Below are 14,977 nucleotides of genomic sequence, written 5' to 3' on the forward strand. Positions count from 1 at the left end.
CCCGCCGGTCTATTCCGCGGCTCCGCCGCAGGGCCCGGTGATGTCGCCGGATGACCCGCGTTATGGCCGCCCGGCTGGCGCTCCGCCGGTCTATTCCGCCGCACCGCCGCAGGGGCCGGTCATGTCGCCCGACGATCCCCGTTATGGCCGCCCTGCCGCTCCGCCCGCGGTGATCTATGCCGACCGTCCGGGGCAGGCGCCAGCCAGCGATGGCATGCGTCCGCCCGAAGCTATCGGTGGCCCCGCCGCGACCGGCGCGGTCCCACAGCAGGGCGCCGATGGCCGGCCGACGTCGGTCGCCGCGCTGCCGCCCGAAGAGCAGCCCGACGCTGCCCCCGTGCAACTGCCGCCGAACCTGCGCCGCCAGGAAGTCGCGTTCCAGACCAAGGAGCCGGCCGGCACCATCGTGGTCGATACCCCGAACACCTACCTCTATTACGTCCTCGGCAATGGCCGTGCGATTCGCTACGGCGTCCGCGTCGGCCGCGACGGTTTCACCTGGACCGGCGTGCAGAAGATCACCCGCAAGGCCGAGTGGCCGGATTGGCACCCCCCGGCGGAAATGATCGAGCGCCAGCCCTATCTGCCGCGCTTCATGGCCGGTGGCGAAGGCAATCCGCTGGGTGCCCGCGCGATGTATCTCGGCTCGACCGTGTACCGCATCCACGGCACCAACCAGCCCTCGACGATCGGCAAGTTCGTCTCGTCAGGCTGTATCGGCATGCTGAACGAAGACGTCTCGGACCTGTTCGACCGTGCCAAGGTCGGCACCCGCGTCGTGGTGATGCCTGGCAATCCGCCGGCTGGTACGACGACCGCATCGGCCGCGCCTGCACCCGGTCCGGCTCCAATGGCCGCCCAGGCAGGCCCTGTGCCGGGCACGCAGCCGACCGTCGTGCCGCCGCTGCCCGCCCCGGTCACCGTGCGCTAAAGCGCTTCACGAATTCAGATTGCAAAAGGGCGTGTCATCGGCACGCCCTTCGTCATTTCAGGCGAGCTTGCGAGGCAGCTCACTACCCTTGGTGAAGGCCTCGATCGCCTCGACCATCTGGCCGTAGTGGATGCGCAAGCCGTCCTTGGTGGCGTAGCCGAGATGCGGCGTCAGCACGACATTGTCGAGCTTGCGGAACGGATGGTCGACCGGCAGCGGCTCGACCGAGAATACGTCGAGGCCAGCGCCCGCGATGCTGCGCTGCTGCAAGGCCTCCAGCAGCGCGGCCTCATCGACAATGGGCCCGCGCGCGGTGTTGACGAGGAACGCGGTCGGCTTCATCCGCGCAAGATCCTCGCGGCTGACGAGGCCGCGCGAGCGCTCGCTCAGCACCACATGGATGGTGACGATGTCGGCCTTCGCGAACAGCTCCTCCTTGGTGGCGTAGCCGACGCCGGCGCCGGCGCACTTCTCCGGCGTGAGGTTCGGGCTCCAGGCGATCACGTTCATGCCGAATGCCTTGGCGATGCCGGCCATCTTGCTACCGAGCTTGCCGAGGCCGACGATGCCGAGCGTCAGGCCTTCGATCTCGACACCGGCAAAGGTCTGCCAGGGCTCGCCGGCATGCATGCGCGCATTCTCGCGGCCGATGCCGCGGGTCAGCTCCAGGATGAGGCCCATGGTCAGCGGCGCAGTTGGATCACGCGAATATTGCGTGCCGCCGATCACGACGCCCCTGGCCTTCGCCGCCTCCATGTCGATCGCCGCGTTGCGCATGCCCGACGTGAGCAGCAGCTTCAGCTTCGGCAGCTTGTCGAACAGGCTCCTGGGGAACGCCGTGCGCTCGCGCATCGCGCAGATGATCTCGAAATCGGCGAGCGCGCTGGCCGCAGCCTGCTCCGAGGTGAAGGGATGGCTGAACACGGTGGTGTCGATCCGGTCGGAGAGTTTCGACCAGTCGGCGACGTCGAGGGCGAGGTTGAAATAGTCGTCGAGGATTGCACAGCGCAGCCGCGTCATCAGCGTCGATCCAAGGCCAGAGTTGACGGCGAGAGGTGACAGCGCCGGGCGGGGCGCCATTGTCGGAACGGGGCCATGGTTGCGCGCAATCAGCCTCGCGCGCAAGCAGTCCGGGACTTCAAAAATCCGACAGGGACGGGGCGCTTCAGCGCGGCTTCAACCGGATCGGTGCATCCATGCCGTGCTTGGCGCGCCAGGCGGGGCCGGGGCCGCGCATATAGTGCAGTTCGGGCCGGTAGGGATTGAAGGCGGTGGCGAAGAAGCGCTTCCAGAAACCCTTGATCTCGGACACGAGCGCGTTGCCGCGACCGGCTTCCGCCGGAACGGGAAGGGAATGGGTCTCAATCAGAGCCATGATGGGGCCTCGCTGTGCTCCCGTTCATTCTGAGCGGGTGGCGCTGTTGCCGCGCGAACCGAGCTTTGGCCTGATTGATTAAAAGATGGTTTCAATTGTCCGGATCGGTGGCCGGATGGTGTCCGGCCAGTATTCATCCGTGGTGAACGGAGGGAAAACATTGCCCTTTGGGGGCGGGATCGCTACATCGGCGGCTGGCAAATCTCCTCAAATTGAAGGTTTCACGGGACCGATGGCGCGCCAGTTCATCTATTTCATGCAAGGCCTGACCAAGAGCTACCCGACCCGGAAGGTGCTCGACAACATCCATCTCAGCTTTTACCCGGACGCCAAGATCGGCGTTCTCGGCGTCAACGGCTCTGGTAAGTCGACCCTGCTCAAGATCATGGCTGGCCTCGACAAGGAATATACCGGCGAGGCCTGGGTCGCCGAGGGCGCCCGCGTCGGCTATCTCGAACAGGAACCGCACCTGGATCCCGCGCTTTCCGTCCGCGAGAACGTCATGCAGGGCGTCGCCAAGCAGAAGGCGATTCTCGACCGCTACAACGAGCTCGCCGTCAATTATTCGGACGAGACCGCCGACGAGATGACCAAGCTGCAGGACGAGATCGAGGCCCAGGGCCTCTGGGATCTCGACAGCAAGGTCGACCAGGCCATGGACGCGCTGCGCTGCCCGCCTGATGATGCCGACGTGACGAAGCTCTCCGGCGGCGAGCGCCGCCGTGTCGCGCTGTGCCGTCTTCTGCTCGACCAGCCCGACCTCCTTCTGCTGGACGAACCGACCAACCATCTCGACGCCGAATCCGTGTCGTGGCTGGAAGGTCATCTTCGCAACTATCCCGGCGCCATCCTGATCGTCACCCACGATCGCTACTTCCTTGACAACGTTACGGGGTGGATCCTCGAGCTCGATCGCGGCCGCGGCATCCCCTACGAGGGCAATTATTCGTCCTGGCTGGTGCAGAAGCAGAAGCGTCTCGAGCAGGAAGGCCGCGAGGACGCCGCGCACCAGAAGACGCTCGCCCGCGAGCAGGAATGGGTCGCCTCGTCGCCCAAGGCACGCCAGGCCAAGTCGAAGGCGCGCTACCAGCGCTATGAGGAACTGCTCAAGCAGGCAAGCGAGAAGCAGACCCAGACCGCGCAGATCATCATTCCCGTGGCCGAGCGGCTCGGTGCCAACGTGGTCGATTTCGAAGGCCTCAGCAAAGGCTTCGGCGATCGCCTGCTGATCGACGATCTCACCTTCAAGCTGCCGCCCGGCGGCATCGTCGGTGTCATCGGTCCCAACGGCGCCGGCAAGACCACGCTGTTCAGGATGATCACGGGGCAGGACAAGCCCGACAAGGGCACGATCACGATCGGCGAGACCGTGCATCTCGGCTATGTCGACCAGTCACGCGATGCGCTCGACGGCAAGAAGACCGTGTGGGAGGAAATCTCCGGCGGCAACGAGCTGATCCTGCTCGGCAAGAAGGAAGTGAATTCGCGCGGCTATTGCTCCTCCTTCAACTTCAAGGGTGCCGACCAGCAGAAGAAGGTCGGTGCGCTCTCCGGCGGTGAACGCAACCGCGTGCATCTGGCAAAGATGCTGAAGTCCGGCGCCAACGTGCTGCTGCTCGACGAACCGACCAACGACCTCGACGTCGACACGCTCCGCGCGCTCGAAGAGGCGCTGGAGGATTTCGCCGGCTGCGCCGTCATCATCAGCCACGATCGCTGGTTCCTCGACCGCATCGCGACCCACATCCTGGCCTTCGAAGGCGACAGTCATGTCGAATGGTTTGAAGGCAACTTCCAGGATTACGAGAAGGACAAGATGCGCCGGCTCGGCCAGGACAGCATCATCCCGCACCGCGTGAAGTACAAGAAGCTGACGCGGTGATGGTGTGATGATGCGGCGGGCGCTCATCGCTGCGGCGATCGTCATCGCCGGCGGATGGCCGTCCGCCCATGCTGCCGATGCTGCCTTTACGCAGTTCATCGCCTCGCTCTGGCCGGAAGCGCAAGAGGCCGGCGTCTCGCGCGCGACGTTCGACCGGGAGACGCGCGGGCTCGAGCCTGACTACAAGCTGCCTGATCTGATTCTGCCGGGGCGGCCCGCGACCGGTGCGCCGTCGCAGGCCGAGTTCGTGCAGGTGCCGGCCGATTACGTCCGGGAAGCCTCGATTGCGAATCTCGCGGGCGAGGGACAGCGGCTGCTGCAAAAATACAATGTCGCGCTGACGAAGATCGAGAAGAGCTCCGGCGTCCCTGCGACCGTCATGCTCGCGATCTGGGGACGTGAAACCGACTATGGTCGCTATAAACTGCCCTACGATCTCGTCCGCGTGCTGGCAACGCAGGCCTATGTCGGCCGGCGCAAGGACACCTATCGCAACGAGTTCATCCTCGCGCTGAAGATCCTCGGCGAGGGCGTGGTGACGCGCAAGGACATGACCTCATCATGGGCGGGTGCCACAGGGCTCACGCAATTCCTGCCGTCCGAATATTACAAGCATGGCGTCGATTTCGACGGCGATGGTCGCATCGACATCTGGCACTCGGTGCCGGATGCGCTCGCCTCGGCTGCGCAGCAGCTCGTCAACAAGGGATGGCAGAGTGGCGTGCGCTGGGCCTATGAAGTGCAGGCACCTGCCAAGGTCGACTGCACCATTGGCGTGCCCGAGGTGACCAAGCCGATCGGTCAGTGGTTGCGTGAAGGCTTCGTGCCGGTGCGCGGGCAGAAGCTGAGTGCCGCAGAGCAGGCCCAGCCGGCCTCACTGCTTCAGCCGGAGGGCATCTATGGTCCGGCATTCCTGACCACGAAGAATTACTACGTCATCAAGGAATACAATTTTTCCGACCTTTACGTGCTGTTCGTCGGTCATCTCAGCGACCGCATGACCAGCCCGCTGCCGTTTGCGACGCCATGGTCGGCATCGAAGCAGCTGCGTACGAAGGATGTGGAGGCGATGCAGCGCGAGCTCACCCGCATCGGATTGTACAAGGACAAGATCGACGGCAAGGCCGGCATGCAGACGCGCGCCGCGCTCGGCGCTTATCAGAAATCGGCGGGGCTCAAGGTTGATTGCTGGCCGAGCGAAGAGGTGCTGCGCTCGATCGAGGCCGCGCGCTAGCGGCCTTCCCAAAGAAAGAGCCCGGCCGATGGTCTCGGCCGGGCTTCGATCGCAGCGCCTGGTCAGCGCCGTGCGATCGGATCAGTAGCAGACGCGAACCGGGCGAATGACCCAGCCGTAACCGTCCCAATAGCGCTGCCGCTGCCAGTAGCAGGGCGGCGGGGGCGGAGCGGGCTCGGCGACGTAAACCGGGCCACCATAGGCCGGACGACTCGATGCGATCGCGCCGCCGACAATGGCGCCGCCGATCAGGCCGGCCGCGATGCCGGCGCCGATGTTGTCACCGGCTTTGGCGGACGGAGTGGCGGTCACCAGCGAACCGGCGATCGTCGCAACCGTGAGGGCGGCAACAATAGTCTTCTTCATGCTCTTGGCTCTCCTGGGAGAAGGACGTCCCTTGTTAGGAGCGTCCAGGGTTCAAAGGTTCACGCACACTCTAATGGAATTGGCCTTGCAGCTAGAAAGCGCGCAATTGGTCAATCCACGGTAAACGCACACGGAGCTGTGACGAGAAAAAGCGGTCTTTTTCAGGCTTTGAGATGAACGGCGCATCCGTAGTGAACCGGCCCAACGAGAACGGCTCGAGCGATCCGGTCTAACGCGCTCAGCCACAGACTCGGACGCGGCGAACGCGCCAGGCGTAGCCGTCCCAGAAGCGCTGCTTCTGCCACACGCAACCATCGCCGTAATAGTCGTCGGCCACGTAGCCGGGACCCGGCGCGTAATAGCGGGGCGGATAGTAGCCGTAGCCTGGGCCATAGGCGTAACCGGGGCCGGGTCCGTAATAATACGGAGACGCCAGCGCGCCACCGACGATGGCACCACCGATGATGCCGGCGGCGACGCCCGCTGCGACACCTCGCTGCGCGTGGGCAGGCGCTCCCGTTGTCAGGACCAGGGTGGCGGCGGCAGCGATTGCCAATAGCGTCTTCTTCATCGGCTCGACCTTTCACAGGAACGCATAACTCTTGCGGCCAAAGTTCCATATTTCGCTTGAATGATCAATGAACGGCGCAATGGACGGGTGCGACCAATGGTTGAGACAGAGGCTTCCAGGAGACGACGATGAATGCCCTGACCAATGCCCTGATCGCCTTCGGCGCCGTGGGCGTGGTGGGTTATGCCCTGATGACCCACCTGCAGAACCGCGCCCCTCGGACGCGCACCAGAGCAGGCGGCGATGGCGGCGCCGACAGCCATTCGGATACGACGAATGACAGCTTCTCGTTGGGAAGCTGGTTCTCCAGCGACAGTTCCGGAAGCTCGACCGACAGCGGCAGCTGCTCCGCCAGTGATAGCGCCGGCAGCGGTGGAGATTGTGGCGGCGGTGGTGATGGTGGAGGCGGCGGGAGCAGCGATTGAGCCCGGTCCGGCATCCTTTTGATCCAGCGCAACTCCCTAATTTAGAGCCGTTCTAGGCTTTATCCGGGCCAGTTTGGAATAGCTTGAAATACCGGTTTTTCCTTTTGCCTCCGGCCGGCCCCTTAAATATCGATGATGGTGCATCACCGAAGGGGCCTACCGCTTCCATGATCGTTTGTTCCTGTAACGTGCTGAGCGATGACGATATCCGCGCCGCCGTCGCCGAGTCCGACGATGCTGTGCGCCATGCCAAGCAGGTCTATGGATGCCTCGGCTGTAGCGCCGAATGCGGTCGCTGCGCCCGAACCATCAAGACGATCATCGACGAAGCGCTCGGCCCGTGTGCGCAGTCCTGCTGCGCCGGTTGCCCGCACAGCCACACGGTGGCTGCGAACGACGAGTTCGCCGAACCCGCCCAGTTCGCCCTCGCGGCCTGCTGAAAATTTCCGCGACGCCGGCTGAGCTTTTCCCCGGCTGCGTCCCGGCAGTCAGTTGCCCTTGTATTTAATCTCATTTAGAAGCGTTCTAAATCGGATGGAACCGATTTGGACTGCAGGAGCTGGAGTGGACCATGCAAGGCGACGCAAAAGTTATCGACTATCTCAACAAGGCGCTGCGTCACGAACTGACTGCGATCAACCAGTACTGGCTGCACTACCGCTTCCTCGACAATTGGGGCCTCCTCGACATGGCCAAGGTCTGGCGCAAGGAGTCCATCGAGGAGATGGAGCACGCTGACAAGCTCACTGCGCGCATCCTGTTCTTCGACGGCTTCCCGAACATGCAGGTGCTGGATCCGCTCCGCATCGGCCAGAACGTCAAGGAGATCATCGAGTGCGATCTTGCCGCCGAGATGAGCGCGCGTGCGCTCTACCAGGAAGCGGCGACTTACTGCCACGGCGTCAAGGACTACGTCACGCGCGACCTGTTCGAGAAGCTGATGAGCGACGAGGAGCACCACATCGACTTCCTCGAAACCCAGCTCGACTTGATCGGCCGCATCGGCCTCGAGCTCTACACCCAGAAGCACGTCGGCGGGCTCGAGGGCGAGGGGCACTGAGCCTCGCTCTCTCCTTTCGTCATGGCCGGGCTTGACCCGGCCATNCCATCCAGGTCTTGCGACGCGGGAGGAAGAACGTGGATGCCCGGGACGAGCCCGGGCATGACGGTCTGTTCGAGCCGCGAACATCCCGTTACAGCTGCGCCTTGTAGCGCTCCTCCACGATCTCCTGGCTTTCGGGCTCGCCGAGGCTGGTCTGATCGTGGATGACCTGGCTGATGCTGGGCATCACTGAGCGCGGCACCTTCTCCGTCGACCACAGCTTAGAGCGCATCAGAGCCTTGCCGCAGTGGAAGTAGACTTCGTTGACGGCGACGCTCAGCACCGCGCGCGGCGGCTTGCCGAACTCCACCATCGCGGCGAGCAGATCCGGATCGGCCGAGAGTGTTCCGCGCCCGCCAACGCGCAGCGTTTCGTCAATCCCAGGGACGAAGAACAGCAAATGCACGAACCCCGAGCCTTCAACGACATTGCGAAAACTGTCGATGCGGTTATTGCCGGCGCGGTCGGGCATCAGCAACTGGTTTGGGCCGGCGACATGGACAAAGCCGACGCCGCCACCGCGCGGTGAGGCATCGACGCTGCCATCGATGCCCGATGTCGCGAGCACGCAGAACGGCGACATCTCGATGAACTTCCTCGCATGCGCATCGATCGCGGGACGCGCCTTGGCGATCACGCGCGGGGTTGGCTTCGCATAGATGGTGGCGAGGTCTTCGGCGCAAAGGTCAGTCACCGGCGTGCCTCCGGATGAGCTCGGCGTCAAACTACCCGATCGGGCTACGTCCGCCAATGAATTCCCGCTTGAGACGTCAGACGGCGTCGGCAGGCACGAAGCAGCTGATGATGACTGCGCCGCGGTGGTGGACGTACCACACCACGGCTTGACCGACCGGATTGCCGCGATCGCGGATGATGGCGCGCTCAGGCACCTCCATCCACTGTCCCTCGATCGGCACCCAGTACGCACCTTTGCGCACGTCGTAGTCCGTGCGGTGGCCATCGGAGATGTCGCAGCAGGGCACGCCGTTCGGCGCGATTACGCTCTTGAACCACGCACGGATGTCGGGTGGAACGCTATCGTACTGGCCATTGTCGAACGCGAGCGCGGTGCCCGTCATCGCGGCCAGCCAAACGCACAGCGCAAGCCTGTGCATGCAAATCCTCCTCATCGCGTTGTCGATTCGTATCGTTGACGCGATTAAGCCCGAGCCGTCGGCTCATTGCATGCTCAAATAATATGCGGCGTGGGGGCGCCGCACATGATGCGTTGCGATATCGAGATCGCTGGAAGATGTCTACATCGTACGCTGCGGTGCGGTTCGTGCCACCGATGCTGGCGATGCCATGGGCGGTGATCGCATACTTCATCATCCGTGGCTGGCCGGTATAGTTACCGCTGTTGTAGTCGGGATCGCTCCTGATGGTGTCGAGCATGATCCGCCGCAGCATCCAGTTGCGCGACGCCATCTCGGTCGGCTCGTCTTCATGCCATCGGAGGGCTTCGACGATTTGCCGTGGCCGATCGCATCTGGAAGGATGATGTAATATTTGGACGCATCGAGCCGACCGTCTTATGAGGACATCACCGGGAGAGACTGCATGTGTCGCAACATCAAGACCCTGTTCAATTTTGAGCCGCCGGCGACGGAGGAGGAGATCCATGCCAGCGCGCTTCAGTTCGTGCGAAAGCTCTCCGGCTTCAACAAGCCCTCACAGGCCAATGAGGCGGCCTTCGACCGGGCGGTGGCGGAGGTTTCAGAGGCTGCGCGAAAACTACTGACCTCGCTGCATACCCACGCGCCGGCGCGCGACCGAGAGGTCGAGGCGGAGAAGGCGAAGGAGCGTTCGCGTCTGCGCTTCGGCTAGACGTTACGCAAAGTCCCACCGTGACCTGCCTCACGGTGGCGTTGGCCGTGACGCGCGATGATGTCTGCCGGGGTTCTGACAACCCGGAGCAGGAACCATGAGCCGTCCCCTTCTTCCGCTGAAAGCAGGTGCCATCATATTCACGCTGTTGTGGACAGCGTGGATGATGTGGTGGAGCGGCTCGTTCTCGAGCGCGAACGTGGTGATCCTGGCGGTTTGCGGCGCGGCTGTCGGCTATCTCTGGTACCGCGCCATGCGCTGGCAGTTCGAGCGCATGGGCATGGTGCCGCGACGTGACAACCAGGCGAAGTAACGGCGCAAAGCGCGATGAGATTAGGATGGATCATCGCGCTTTAGCTCGTGGTTTGAGCATGATCTTTTCGGAAAACCGCTTCGCATTTTTCCGGATCATGCTTTAGCCCTTCTGGCCGTGCTTCTTCTTTTTCTTCTTTTTCTTGGGCCCGTCGCCTTCGTCCTCGTCGCTATCGTTATCCGAGGACGCACCTTCAACCTCGCGCACTGCAGCTTCGAGGGCGGTGCGCTCGGCGGCTTCCTGCTCGCGCTGGCGGCGGCGCTCGTCCCAGGCGTCGAACAGCTGATCGAGCCACGGCAGCACTTGCTCGATCGATGGCAACTGGCCGGGCGGGCCCTGCGGACCGACTGGGCCCTGAGGTCCTGCGGGGCCCTGAGGTCCTGCGGGGCCCTGGGGTCCTGCGGCACCCCGCGGACCGACCTCGCCTGCCTTGCCTGGCAAGCCAGGCTTGCCCTGCGGTCCAGCCTTTCCGGTCGGTCCAGGCTTGCCTTGTGGTCCCGGCTTGCCGCGCGCGCCGTCCGGGCCGCGCTTGCCCGGATGACCCTGCGGCCCCGGCCGTCCCGGTTCGCCCTGCCGTCCGCGCGGACCCTGCGGTCCCGGCCGTCCCTGATCGTCTGCCACGCCGCTGCTCCCTCTTGGCACGCTTGCTAATTAGCGGCGTTTGACGGCAGCAGCAATTCCGGCCGGGCGTCGTGGCGGGCTTGATCAACATCAATCGGCGCTGCAAGACGGCATCGTGCCCCGACGTCGTCCCGGTCGGCTACGCCGAGGAGCCGCAGCCGTCATGGGCGATACTGACGGCCTTCGCGTTGTGCGCAATTGACCGCGGCCTGGATCGCGATCATCACGACGTCACTGCTTGCCGGCACGAAGCTGTACCGGACGCTCCTCGGCGCCGTCACGCGCTAGTCGTGATAGGCCGGCACCTCGATGCCGGAGGCCGCATAGATCCTGATCTTGTTGCGCAGCGTGCGCACCGACAGGCCGAGCACGCGCGAGGCACGCGTGCGGTTGCCGTCGCAGCGCGCGAGCGTCTGCAGTACCAGCTCGCGTTCGACCTCGCCGACGGTCGCGCCGATCAACAGTGGAACGATCTCATTGGGTGCAAGCAATTGCGTGCCCTGCTCGGGCGCCGCGACATGAACAGTGGTCATCAATACACTCCCCCGATCAACGCCCGCTTCCATCGTTGGAAGCGGATCGAGAACAACGACTCCTAATCCGTAGATCTACGGTGGGCGGCTTTGGTTAATGAAAGGTTAATTCCAGGCGATCGCTACGAATTGACCTTGGGAATGCCGCCGCGTTGCCGCGATTGGCATAAGATGCATAGCGATGCGGACCGATCTCGCTCACACCGTGCGATATCCGCCGTCGACCATCACGATCGATCCTGTGACGAAGGACGACAGGTCTGACGCGAGGAAGATCGCGGGACCGACGATGTCCTCGGGCTTGCCGGTGCGCGCGAGCGGGGTGTGGTCGACGAAGGCCTGCACCAATGCCGGATTGGTGGCGCGCACATGGGCGTTGAGGTTGGTCTCGATGAAGCCCGGCCCGATCGCGTTGACGCGCACGCCCTCCCTGCCGAGCTCGACCGCGAGCGCCTTGGTGAAGCCGAGCACGCCATGCTTCGAAGTGGTGTAGGCCGCCGAACTCGGCGTGCGCAGATGCACGAAGGATTGGATCGAGGCGATATTGACGATACGCCCCTTGGTTGCGCGCAGGGGGCCGAGGAACGCCTGCGTGATGTTGAAAACGCCGTTGAGGTTGAGCGAGATGATGTCGTTCCAGTCCTTCGCCACCGCTTCAGTCTCGGCGGTAAAGGCATTGCGGCGGGTGATGCCGGCATTGTTGACGAGGATCGAGACCTGCCCGACCTTATCGGCGACCTGCTTGGCCAGTGCGAAACAGTCGTCACGCCTGGTCACGTCGAGCGCGAAGCTCGTAGCCTTGCCGCCGGCCTTGCGGATCTCCTCGGCGGCCTCCGCGACCGTGGCGGCGTTGACGTCGAGCAGCACCACTTGCGCGCCTTCGCGGGCATAGCCGGCGGCAATCGCCCGGCCGATGCCGGATCCGGCGCCCGTGACGACAGCGATGTGGTTTGCGAGCAATGCCATGGCAATTTCCTCCCGGATTCGCTTCTAAGTTTCATGAAAGGCTAACCCGAAATTAAGGGGTCGGAAACGGCAGCCTTGGCATACTCGTCCGCGTTGCTAAACGTTGCGCGCATGATGGAACGACTTGAATCCTGGAAACTGGCGCTCGAGCGCCTGCGGGCGTCGGACACGGCGGAGTGGGCCGAGGCGGGCCGGCTGGTGGCCGAGATCATCAGGATGAGCACGGATGCTACGCTGCGCCAGGCCGCCGAACAGGCGCTGCCCGTGCTGCGCCAGGCCGCGGACAATGACGATCACGGAGTGACGCTGGCCGCGCGCCGCCGCATTGGCGTGATCCTCGACGTCGTCCATGATCTGACTGCGCCGCGCTTTGGCCGTCGCAACGCGGCGCCAAAGAAACTGTCCAGCGAGGATCGGGCGCGCAAGATGCTTGGCCTGCCGCTCGCGGTGCAGCTCACTTGCGAGGATATCAACCAGGCCTATCGCCGCGCCGCCAAGGGCATGCATCCCGACCAGGGCGGCAGCGCGCAGGCCTTCATCGACCTCGCGGCCGCGCGCGACGTTTTGATTCATCCCGGCGCGCACAAGGACGCCTGAGAGCGCTCAGCTCTTGTTGAGGCAGCTCGGATAGGGCGCAGCTTCGCCCGGCATGATCGGGCAGAGATCAATCGGACTGAGGTCGCGCAGGCGCGCTTGCCAGCTGATGTCGTTGACCGGCGGCTCGTCGCTTTCGGGGCCGCGCTCGGCCCATTGGATGGTGTAATAGTCGCTCGTGCCCTTCAGCGTGATCAGCAGCGTGGTTTCGCTGTGCCGCGTCGGGCCGCTGTCGATGCGGCCGCAGCCGATCACCGCGACAAAGCCCTCGAAGCGGCCGAACCTGGTCTCGCCCAAGGGCCGCGCCGCAAAGCTGTCGGGGCAGGCCGATTTGAAGCCGCCGGCCATGGTGCCCGCGAACATCTCCGGCGAGCTCCCCGGCGTCAGCGTCATGCCCTTTTCGCCGGTCACCGTGATCATCTGCGTCCAGCGCTCGGGCGTCTCACCCTTCAGCACGGCTTCGCGGATGTAGTGGCCGCCCCTGGTGTTCTCGAACACCGCCGCGAAACGCGACGGCATCGCGAAGGCGACGAGCTGGCCGAAGATCGGCGAGATGACGCGGAAGGATAGCGGGGCTTGCGCCTGCACTGCAGCGGCAAGCAGGAGCGAAGCGGCGAGGGCCGCCAGCGTCGTGGTCCGTGCGCGCATCGAGCTGCTCCTGTTCGGGAGGCAAAAAACCACCGGGCAAGGATGCTAGCGTCGCATCCTTGCCCGGCCCTGTCGTCCGCCGATCGAGGACTTACCAGCGGCAGTGACCGGCCTTGAGCGCGCTGTCCTTGATCGCGAGTGCGTCGACGAAGGTCGGAACGGTCGTGCTGGCGCGATGATAGCCGGCGGGCCACGGCGTTGTCGGAATGCTCTCGTCCCAGATCTGGCAGAAGCCGCTGTCCTGCCAGCGGATCAAATGATAGCCGGCTTCGGCGGGGCTCGCAGCGACGAAAGCGGCGGCGGCGAGACCGGCGGCAGCGCAGAGCATGGAAATACGGCGATGCATGGATCAGCTCCTCAATTGAAAGATGTGATGCGCCTCCCGACAATGACGGGGAGGAGTGCGGGGCGCTTCCTCAGCCTGCGCCCCGGACAAGAGGTGAGTAGTGCCGTGTGCTGATCAGGTTCAAAGCCCCCAAAAGGAAAGGGCGGGCTGCTTGCGCAACCCGCCCTCGATATCGGGACCCGCCTGATGGCTCAGAGCGTGCAGCGGCGCTCGCCACGCATCTTGATCTGGAGGTCGGAAGCCTGGGCGAAGGTCGGCAACGGCTTGCTGACGACCTTGTAGGTCGAGACGCCCCACTGCAGCGGCTTGTAGTGCAGGTCCTCGTTCCAGACCTGGCAGATGCCCGTGTTGTCCCAGCGGATCACGTAATAGCCGACCTTCGCGGAGGCGGGCGCGGCAAAGACGGAGCTGGCGATGCCGGCAACGGCACAAAGGGCGAAAACGCGACGCATGGAAAATCTCCTCAGTCTGGACGGGTGAACCGAAAATTCGTGCGGTAAAAACAGCTGCTTTGCAAGCCGGGGAGCCGGCTTTCACGGACATGTCAGACCGTTGCGACCACTTGGTTTGACTGCGTGCCCTGCAGGACACACACGCTCACTTCGCCAGCGACGCCACCGCCTCGATCTCGATCAGCATTTTGGGATCGGGCAGCGCCTGCACCACGCAGGTGGTGCGTGCAGGGAATGGCGGCGGGCCGAACGCGCCGGCATAGAGCGCATTCATCGCGGCAACATCAGTGGGGCGGGTCAGGAGCACGTTGACCTTGACGAGGTCGCGCGTCGTGGCACCGGCCTCGTCCAGCACGCGCTTGATGTTGACGACGACATTGGTGAACTGCGCCTCGAAGCCGTCAGGCAGCGCGCCATGGGCATCGAAGCCGGGAATGCCTGACACGAACAAGAGGTCGCCGACACGGGTCGCGAAGGAGAGCGGCGGCGCCTTGACGTGCGGCGGGGGCGCGAAATGCTGGATCGGCATGGGGGCCTCGGAGGGTGCGGGTAAGTTGGGCGAAGCGTAGCGGGAAGCGCGGCCGGCTCCAACGCAAAACGCGAAAACAACCCCATGCACAGTAGAAATGATCGGCCAAAACGCAAATTCGGGAAGGGAGAAATGCGCGTTGACCCGTCGGGCAAAACAGTGGCAGGATGGCATGATGGGGATGGGTGCGGGGGCGGGCGGCTCGCATCTCCTCTCCCCGCGTGCCCCCGCCGACTGTGAGAGCCCGGGATCCATCCACCCG

Annotated in this window: 22 protein-coding genes and 1 pseudogene; 9 read left to right on the plus strand and 14 right to left on the minus strand. The window is 64.2% G+C overall.

All coding sequences use genetic code 11. The annotated features are described in order from the left end of the window. Window positions 1–931: L,D-transpeptidase (locus AOQ71_RS29300; RefSeq protein WP_245317243.1), on the plus strand; the 931-nt coding region annotated here is incomplete at its 5' end. Between the two features lie 57 nt (window positions 932–988). On the opposite strand, the gene AOQ71_RS29305 is transcribed toward AOQ71_RS29300, so the two are convergent. Then, window positions 989–1,951, minus strand: a complete 963-nt coding sequence (locus AOQ71_RS29305) for a D-2-hydroxyacid dehydrogenase family protein (protein ID WP_057754443.1) — start codon at window positions 1,949–1,951, stop codon at window positions 989–991. 145 nt (window positions 1,952–2,096) lie between these two features. Next, on the minus strand, window positions 2,097–2,306 hold the full coding sequence (locus AOQ71_RS29310; protein WP_057754170.1) for a hypothetical protein: 210 nt from the start codon (window positions 2,304–2,306) through the stop codon (window positions 2,097–2,099). A 232-nt stretch (window positions 2,307–2,538) separates the two neighbouring features. Between AOQ71_RS29310 and ettA the strand changes: the two genes are divergently transcribed. Next, window positions 2,539–4,188 (plus strand): energy-dependent translational throttle protein EttA, encoded by a 1,650-nt coding sequence (gene ettA / locus AOQ71_RS29315; RefSeq protein WP_057754174.1) that lies wholly within the window; start codon window positions 2,539–2,541, stop codon window positions 4,186–4,188. Between the two features lie 7 nt (window positions 4,189–4,195). Then, entirely contained in the window at window positions 4,196–5,422 is a 1,227-nt protein-coding gene (locus AOQ71_RS29320; RefSeq protein ID WP_057754179.1) for a lytic murein transglycosylase, read from the plus strand. An 81-nt stretch (window positions 5,423–5,503) separates the two neighbouring features. On the opposite strand, the gene AOQ71_RS29325 is transcribed toward AOQ71_RS29320, so the two are convergent. After that, window positions 5,504–5,788 (minus strand): hypothetical protein, encoded by a 285-nt coding sequence (locus AOQ71_RS29325; RefSeq protein WP_057754182.1) that lies wholly within the window; start codon window positions 5,786–5,788, stop codon window positions 5,504–5,506. A 238-nt stretch (window positions 5,789–6,026) separates the two neighbouring features. Further along, window positions 6,027–6,359 carry a hypothetical protein gene (locus tag AOQ71_RS29330; protein ID WP_057754185.1) on the minus strand — a complete coding sequence of 111 codons (333 nt, stop codon included), beginning with the start codon at window positions 6,357–6,359 and terminating at the stop codon, window positions 6,027–6,029. Window positions 6,360–6,487: 128 nt separating this feature from the next. Between AOQ71_RS29330 and AOQ71_RS29335 the strand changes: the two genes are divergently transcribed. From AOQ71_RS29335 to bfr, 3 genes are all read left to right on the plus strand, one after another. Then, complete coding sequence (locus tag AOQ71_RS29335) at window positions 6,488–6,784, plus strand: hypothetical protein (protein WP_057754188.1); 297 nt, start codon at window positions 6,488–6,490, stop codon at window positions 6,782–6,784. 167 nt (window positions 6,785–6,951) lie between these two features. Beyond that, complete coding sequence (locus tag AOQ71_RS29340; protein WP_057754191.1) at window positions 6,952–7,224, plus strand: (2Fe-2S)-binding protein; 273 nt, start codon at window positions 6,952–6,954, stop codon at window positions 7,222–7,224. 131 nt (window positions 7,225–7,355) lie between these two features. After that, complete coding sequence (gene bfr / locus AOQ71_RS29345) at window positions 7,356–7,844, plus strand: bacterioferritin (RefSeq protein WP_011089420.1); 489 nt, start codon at window positions 7,356–7,358, stop codon at window positions 7,842–7,844. A gap of 133 nt (window positions 7,845–7,977) precedes the next feature. On the opposite strand, the gene AOQ71_RS29350 is transcribed toward bfr, so the two are convergent. From AOQ71_RS29350 to AOQ71_RS48795, 3 genes and pseudogenes are all read right to left on the minus strand, one after another. Beyond that, the gene (locus AOQ71_RS29350; protein WP_057754446.1) at window positions 7,978–8,580 is read right to left on the minus strand and encodes an MSMEG_1061 family FMN-dependent PPOX-type flavoprotein; all 603 of its coding nucleotides are present in this window, start codon (window positions 8,578–8,580) and stop codon (window positions 7,978–7,980) included. A 76-nt stretch (window positions 8,581–8,656) separates the two neighbouring features. Next, entirely contained in the window at window positions 8,657–9,001 is a 345-nt protein-coding gene (locus AOQ71_RS29355) for a hypothetical protein (RefSeq protein WP_083514578.1), read from the minus strand. 166 nt (window positions 9,002–9,167) lie between these two features. Further along, a pseudogene (locus AOQ71_RS48795) lies at window positions 9,168–9,409 on the minus strand (hypothetical protein); the annotation flags it as partial. Window positions 9,410–9,446: 37 nt separating this feature from the next. Here AOQ71_RS48795 and AOQ71_RS29360 point away from each other — a divergent pair. After that, a complete protein-coding gene (locus AOQ71_RS29360; protein ID WP_057754196.1) occupies window positions 9,447–9,713 on the plus strand; it encodes a DUF2277 domain-containing protein in 267 nt (88 codons plus the stop codon). Window positions 9,714–9,810: 97 nt separating this feature from the next. Continuing rightward, a complete protein-coding gene (locus AOQ71_RS29365; RefSeq protein WP_057754199.1) occupies window positions 9,811–10,026 on the plus strand; it encodes a hypothetical protein in 216 nt (71 codons plus the stop codon). A 102-nt stretch (window positions 10,027–10,128) separates the two neighbouring features. On the opposite strand, the gene AOQ71_RS29370 is transcribed toward AOQ71_RS29365, so the two are convergent. The 3 genes from AOQ71_RS29370 to AOQ71_RS29380 form a co-directional block, all read right to left on the minus strand. Further along, window positions 10,129–10,647 carry a collagen-like protein gene (locus tag AOQ71_RS29370; RefSeq protein ID WP_057754202.1) on the minus strand — a complete coding sequence of 173 codons (519 nt, stop codon included), beginning with the start codon at window positions 10,645–10,647 and terminating at the stop codon, window positions 10,129–10,131. Window positions 10,648–10,931: 284 nt separating this feature from the next. After that, window positions 10,932–11,180, minus strand: a complete 249-nt coding sequence (locus AOQ71_RS29375; RefSeq protein ID WP_057754205.1) for a helix-turn-helix domain-containing protein — start codon at window positions 11,178–11,180, stop codon at window positions 10,932–10,934. Between the two features lie 198 nt (window positions 11,181–11,378). Then, entirely contained in the window at window positions 11,379–12,146 is a 768-nt protein-coding gene (locus tag AOQ71_RS29380; protein WP_057754208.1) for an SDR family NAD(P)-dependent oxidoreductase, read from the minus strand. A 111-nt stretch (window positions 12,147–12,257) separates the two neighbouring features. Here AOQ71_RS29380 and AOQ71_RS29385 point away from each other — a divergent pair, with 111 nt between their 5' ends. Further along, window positions 12,258–12,743: a molecular chaperone DnaJ gene (locus AOQ71_RS29385; RefSeq protein ID WP_057754210.1), complete on the plus strand. Its 486-nt coding sequence runs from the start codon at window positions 12,258–12,260 to the stop codon at window positions 12,741–12,743. A 6-nt stretch (window positions 12,744–12,749) separates the two neighbouring features. On the opposite strand, the gene AOQ71_RS29390 is transcribed toward AOQ71_RS29385, so the two are convergent. From AOQ71_RS29390 to AOQ71_RS29405, 4 genes are all read right to left on the minus strand, one after another. Continuing rightward, a complete protein-coding gene (locus AOQ71_RS29390; protein ID WP_057754213.1) occupies window positions 12,750–13,388 on the minus strand; it encodes a hypothetical protein in 639 nt (212 codons plus the stop codon). A gap of 91 nt (window positions 13,389–13,479) precedes the next feature. Beyond that, a complete protein-coding gene (locus AOQ71_RS29395; protein WP_057754216.1) occupies window positions 13,480–13,734 on the minus strand; it encodes a hypothetical protein in 255 nt (84 codons plus the stop codon). Window positions 13,735–13,925: 191 nt separating this feature from the next. Next, a complete protein-coding gene (locus AOQ71_RS46045) occupies window positions 13,926–14,186 on the minus strand; it encodes a hypothetical protein (RefSeq protein WP_057754219.1) in 261 nt (86 codons plus the stop codon). Between the two features lie 145 nt (window positions 14,187–14,331). Next, entirely contained in the window at window positions 14,332–14,715 is a 384-nt protein-coding gene (locus tag AOQ71_RS29405) for a RidA family protein (protein ID WP_057754223.1), read from the minus strand. Window positions 14,716–14,977: the final 262 nt, after the last annotated feature.

This window comes from Bradyrhizobium manausense, from assembly GCF_001440035.1.
In the GTDB taxonomy this organism is placed as follows: Bacteria; Pseudomonadota; Alphaproteobacteria; order Rhizobiales; family Xanthobacteraceae; genus Bradyrhizobium; species Bradyrhizobium manausense.

Coding starts and splice junctions, on each gene's coding strand:
- AOQ71_RS29305 (WP_057754443.1), bottom strand. CDS start 1,951: ATGACGCGGCTGCGCTGTGCAATCCTCGACGACTATTTCAACCTCGCC.
- AOQ71_RS29310 (WP_057754170.1), bottom strand. CDS start 2,306: ATGGCTCTGATTGAGACCCATTCCCTTCCCGTTCCGGCGGAAGCCGGT.
- ettA (WP_057754174.1), top strand. CDS start 2,539: ATGGCGCGCCAGTTCATCTATTTCATGCAAGGCCTGACCAAGAGCTAC.
- AOQ71_RS29320 (WP_057754179.1), top strand. CDS start 4,196: ATGATGCGGCGGGCGCTCATCGCTGCGGCGATCGTCATCGCCGGCGGA.
- AOQ71_RS29325 (WP_057754182.1), bottom strand. CDS start 5,788: ATGAAGAAGACTATTGTTGCCGCCCTCACGGTTGCGACGATCGCCGGT.
- AOQ71_RS29330 (WP_057754185.1), bottom strand. CDS start 6,359: ATGAAGAAGACGCTATTGGCAATCGCTGCCGCCGCCACCCTGGTCCTG.
- AOQ71_RS29335 (WP_057754188.1), top strand. CDS start 6,488: ATGAATGCCCTGACCAATGCCCTGATCGCCTTCGGCGCCGTGGGCGTG.
- AOQ71_RS29340 (WP_057754191.1), top strand. CDS start 6,952: ATGATCGTTTGTTCCTGTAACGTGCTGAGCGATGACGATATCCGCGCC.
- bfr (WP_011089420.1), top strand. CDS start 7,356: ATGCAAGGCGACGCAAAAGTTATCGACTATCTCAACAAGGCGCTGCGT.
- AOQ71_RS29355 (WP_083514578.1), bottom strand. CDS start 9,001: ATGCACAGGCTTGCGCTGTGCGTTTGGCTGGCCGCGATGACGGGCACC.
- AOQ71_RS29360 (WP_057754196.1), top strand. CDS start 9,447: ATGTGTCGCAACATCAAGACCCTGTTCAATTTTGAGCCGCCGGCGACG.
- AOQ71_RS29365 (WP_057754199.1), top strand. CDS start 9,811: ATGAGCCGTCCCCTTCTTCCGCTGAAAGCAGGTGCCATCATATTCACG.
- AOQ71_RS29375 (WP_057754205.1), bottom strand. CDS start 11,180: ATGACCACTGTTCATGTCGCGGCGCCCGAGCAGGGCACGCAATTGCTT.
- AOQ71_RS29380 (WP_057754208.1), bottom strand. CDS start 12,146: ATGGCATTGCTCGCAAACCACATCGCTGTCGTCACGGGCGCCGGATCC.
- AOQ71_RS29385 (WP_057754210.1), top strand. CDS start 12,258: ATGATGGAACGACTTGAATCCTGGAAACTGGCGCTCGAGCGCCTGCGG.
- AOQ71_RS29390 (WP_057754213.1), bottom strand. CDS start 13,388: ATGCGCGCACGGACCACGACGCTGGCGGCCCTCGCCGCTTCGCTCCTG.
- AOQ71_RS29395 (WP_057754216.1), bottom strand. CDS start 13,734: ATGCATCGCCGTATTTCCATGCTCTGCGCTGCCGCCGGTCTCGCCGCC.
- AOQ71_RS46045 (WP_057754219.1), bottom strand. CDS start 14,186: ATGCGTCGCGTTTTCGCCCTTTGTGCCGTTGCCGGCATCGCCAGCTCC.
- AOQ71_RS29405 (WP_057754223.1), bottom strand. CDS start 14,715: ATGCCGATCCAGCATTTCGCGCCCCCGCCGCACGTCAAGGCGCCGCCG.